The sequence below is a fragment of the Micromonospora sp. LOL_021 genome, assembly GCF_048060215.1.
In the GTDB taxonomy this organism is placed as follows: domain Bacteria; phylum Actinomycetota; class Actinomycetes; order Mycobacteriales; family Micromonosporaceae; genus Micromonospora_E.
This window is the reverse complement of sequence record NZ_JBHMIN010000107.1, coordinates 1-3555: the sequence shown is the minus strand read 5'-3', so window position 1 is coordinate 3555 and position 3555 is coordinate 1. Positions and strand designations below refer to the sequence as shown.

Here is a 3555-nt window from a genome sequence, read left to right as displayed (position 1 = left end):
CGGACAGGCGGGACTTGAGCCGGTAGTAGCCGCCGCCGGAGTCGACGAACTGCCACTGCTGGTTGGCGCCGTCGTTGCGGGTCCACTGGCTGATCCGGGCCCCGTCTTCGGTGGCCAGCCCGTACACGTCCAATGCCTTGCCGCTGTTGCGGTTGACCAGCACGTACCAGGCGTTCGGGTCGACCGGGCCGGTGCCGGGGTCGCCGCCGCCTGCGTTGAGGGCGTTGAGGACGGCGTCGTAGGCCGGTTTTCTGTTGCCGTTGCCGTCGAACAGCAGTGGGTTGGCGCCGGTGCGCCAGGAGTCGGGGTCGAGGACGCCCCAGACGGTGATGCCGGTGCACCGGGCGACGGCGAGGCAGGCGCGGGTGACCTGGCCGTACATGTTGGCCTGGTTGGGGCCCTGTTGGATGTCGAGTTCGGTGATCTGGACGTCGACGCCGAGGTCGGCGAAGCGTTGGATGTTCTGCTGGTAGGTGGGGTCGAGGGTGGTGCCGAGGTGGGACTGCAGGCCGACGCAGTCGATGGGTACGCCGCGGGACTTGAAGTCGCGGACCATGTTGTAGATGGCGGTGGACTTGGCGTTGACGCCGTCGGTGTTGTAGTCGTTGTAGCAGAGTTTGGCGCCGGGGTCGGCGGCGCGGGCGGTGCGGAAGGCGACTTCGATCCAGTCGTTGCCGGTGCGTTGCAGGTTGGAGTCGCGGCGGGCGCCGCTGCCGCCGTCGGCGAAGGCGTCGTTGACGACGTCCCAGGAGTGGATCTCGCCGCGCCAGTGGCCAGCGACCCGGTTGATGTGGTTGATCATGGCGTTGCGCAGGGCGGTGCCGGACATGTTCTCGGCCCATTGGGGTTGTTGGGCGTGCCAGACGAGGGTGTGGCCGCGGACGGTCATGCCGCGGGCGCGGGCGTGGGCGATGAGTTGGTCGCCGGCGGTGAAGTTGAACTGGTTCTGGTTGGGTTCGGTGTGGTACCACTTCATTTCGTTCTCGGCGACGATTGAGTTGAACTCGCGGTTGAGGACGGTGGCGTGGGGTTGGCGGTTCAGCATGAACGAGTTGGTGGCGGCGCCGAAGTAGCGGCCGCTCTCGGCGGCGGCGGCACCCAACGTCGACGCCGCGCTGGCCGGGCTGGCCACCGCGACCGCGCCGAGGAGCATCGCGGCGACGGCGGTCAACGACAGCAACATCCGTCGGGGTAGACGGGACGGCCGGACGGTGGCGTGCGCGGCGCGTCTGCCGGTGGGGTGGGGACTGGGACGGACCAGTGGTGTCACGAGGGCTCCCGGGTGCGACGGTGACCTGACAGGTCGATGTGGACATGTTGTTAACGCTACCGACTGCTCGTAGCGTGAGCGGCCTGGACGGCAGCCGCCTGCATTGAGAGCGCTAACATTGATATCCGTAACATTGCCAGATAGTTTCGTCACCTTCAAGGGGCGCGCCGCGTCGCATCGGGCCGCACCGGGCGGCGACGCGCACGGGATCGCGCTGGTGCGCTACCCGACCGTACCGGCGAAGTCCTGATGGCCGAGCACCGCGAGCAGCCGAATCTTCTCCTCGGCCTCGCTGCCCGGCCGGGGCGTCAGCACCAGCAATGCCTGCCCCTGGTCCTCGGTGAACAGCGCCTGACAGTCCACCTCGATGTCGCCGACCTCGGGGTGCACCAACGTCTTGTGGTCGGCGAACCGGCGGGCCACCTCGTGCCGCTGCCACAGGTCACCGAACTCGTCCGACCCGGCCAGCAGCGCCCGTACCAACTCGCCGGCGCGTGACCGGGGACCCGCCGCGCCGTACGCCGCCCGCAACGCAGCGACCAGGCTCCGGCCCTGCCGGTCGTGATCCTCCGCCGGATACACCGACCGGGCGGCCGGGTCGGTGAACCAGCGGTAGACGTCACTGCGGGCCAGCCCGGTGCGGGTCGCCGGATCACCGAAGATCGACACCGCCAGGCGGTTCGCCACCAGCACCTCGCTCAGCGACGACAGGATCAGCGCGGGAGTGTCCGCCATCCGGTCCAGCACCCGGAGCAGGGCCGGCGCGACATGCCCGTCCTCTGGCGTGCGACGCGGGACGTTGTGCCCGGCCAGCCGGTACAGGTGGTCGCGTTCCTCGGCGGTCAGCCGCAGCGTACGGGCGAGCGCGGCGAGCATCTGCTCCGACGGCTGCGGCCCGCGTCGCTGCTCCAACCGTACGTAGTAGTCGACCGACATCCCGGTCAGCGCCGCCACCTCCTCACGCCGCAACCCGGACGTACGGCGACGAGCGCCCGGCGTCAGGCCGACATCGGCGGGACGCAGCGCCGCACGACGGCGGCGGAGAAAATCGGCCAGGCCGGTACGGTCCATGTCCCCATCCTGCGACCGCAGGGCCCGGCCCAACCAGGGATTGCCGGTCCCCCGATCACCGGGTCTCTGCCGCCCGGCGCACGCGACGCCGAACGTAGTGGGCATGGACCCATCTGGAAACACCATCTTCCTGCCCGGTGGCACATCCGGCATCGGACTCGCCCTGGCCGAGCGGCTGCAGATTAACGGAAACACCGTGATCATCGGCGGCCGTCGCGCCGACCTGCTCGACCGGCTCGCCGCCGAGCACGGCTTCGGCACCGTACGTATCGATGTCACTGACCCGGCGTCCATCACGCAGGCCGCCGCCTCCGTCGTCGGCCGCTACCCGGAGCTGAACGTCCTGGTCGCCATGGCCGGCATCATGCGGCGCGAGGACTGGACGGACCCGGCCTTCCTCGCCGACGCCGAACAGATCGTCACCACCAACCTGCTCGGCCCGATCCGGCTGATCGCCGCGCTCACCGGGCACCTGCAGACCAGGCCCGATGCCACGATCATGACGGTCTCCTCCGGCCTGGCACATGTCCCGCTGCGCGTCACCCCGACCTACAACGCCACCAAGGCCGCGATCCACCTGCTCAGCGAAACGCTGCGCCTGCAGCTGGCACCGACCGGCGTGCAGGTGACGGAGCTGGTCCCGCCCGCCGTGCGGACCGGGCTGCTGCCAGGCCAGGAGACATCGGAGTTCGCGATGCCGCTCGACGAGTACGCCGACGAGGTGATGGCCCTGATCAAGGCCGAGCCGCACGCCCACGAGATCCTCGTCGACCGGGTGAAGTACCTCCGGTACGCCGAGACACGCGGCGACTACGACCAGGTCGTGGCCACCCTCAACGCCGCCGACCCGCACGCCCGCTGACCCGCACGACAGGAAGGAAAACCCATGCCGTACGCCAACCTCAAGGTCCCCGCAGACACGCTGACCCCGGAGTCGAAGAAGAAACTGCAAGACGCCGTCACCGACGCTTTCGTGGACGTGTACGGCGAACGCGCCCGGCCGACCACGCTGGTGATTCTGGAGGAGGTCACCGACGGTGGTTGGAGCCTTGGCGGCACCATCCTCAACGCCGATCTGCTCGGCCGCAGCTGACCTGGCCGGGGCATGCGTCGAAGGGCCGGACCCCGGGTACGGGGTCCGGCCCTTCGACTGGGCGTGTGGTGTTTCGGGTCAGCTGTTCCAGTGCTGGGCGACGAGTTCGGCGGCCTGGGTC

The 3555-nt window shown here is 69.5% G+C and carries 4 protein-coding genes; 2 read left to right on the top strand and 2 right to left on the bottom strand.

The window, feature by feature from the left end; all coding sequences use genetic code 11:
• On the bottom strand, window positions 1-1270 hold a 1270-nt coding region (locus ACFHWT_RS31065; protein WP_416598220.1), incomplete at its 3' end, for an endo-1,4-beta-xylanase.
• A 222-nt stretch (window positions 1271-1492) separates the two neighbouring features.
• Window positions 1493-2341 carry a helix-turn-helix transcriptional regulator gene (locus ACFHWT_RS31060; RefSeq protein WP_416598218.1) on the bottom strand — a complete coding sequence of 283 codons (849 nt, stop codon included), beginning with the start codon at window positions 2339-2341 and terminating at the stop codon, window positions 1493-1495.
• A 103-nt stretch (window positions 2342-2444) separates the two neighbouring features.
• Between ACFHWT_RS31060 and ACFHWT_RS31055 the strand changes: the two genes are divergently transcribed.
• Entirely contained in the window at window positions 2445-3203 is a 759-nt protein-coding gene (locus ACFHWT_RS31055) for an SDR family oxidoreductase (RefSeq protein WP_416598216.1), read from the top strand.
• Between the two features lie 24 nt (window positions 3204-3227).
• A complete protein-coding gene (locus tag ACFHWT_RS31050) occupies window positions 3228-3434 on the top strand; it encodes a tautomerase family protein (protein WP_416598214.1) in 207 nt (68 codons plus the stop codon).
• Window positions 3435-3555: the final 121 nt, after the last annotated feature.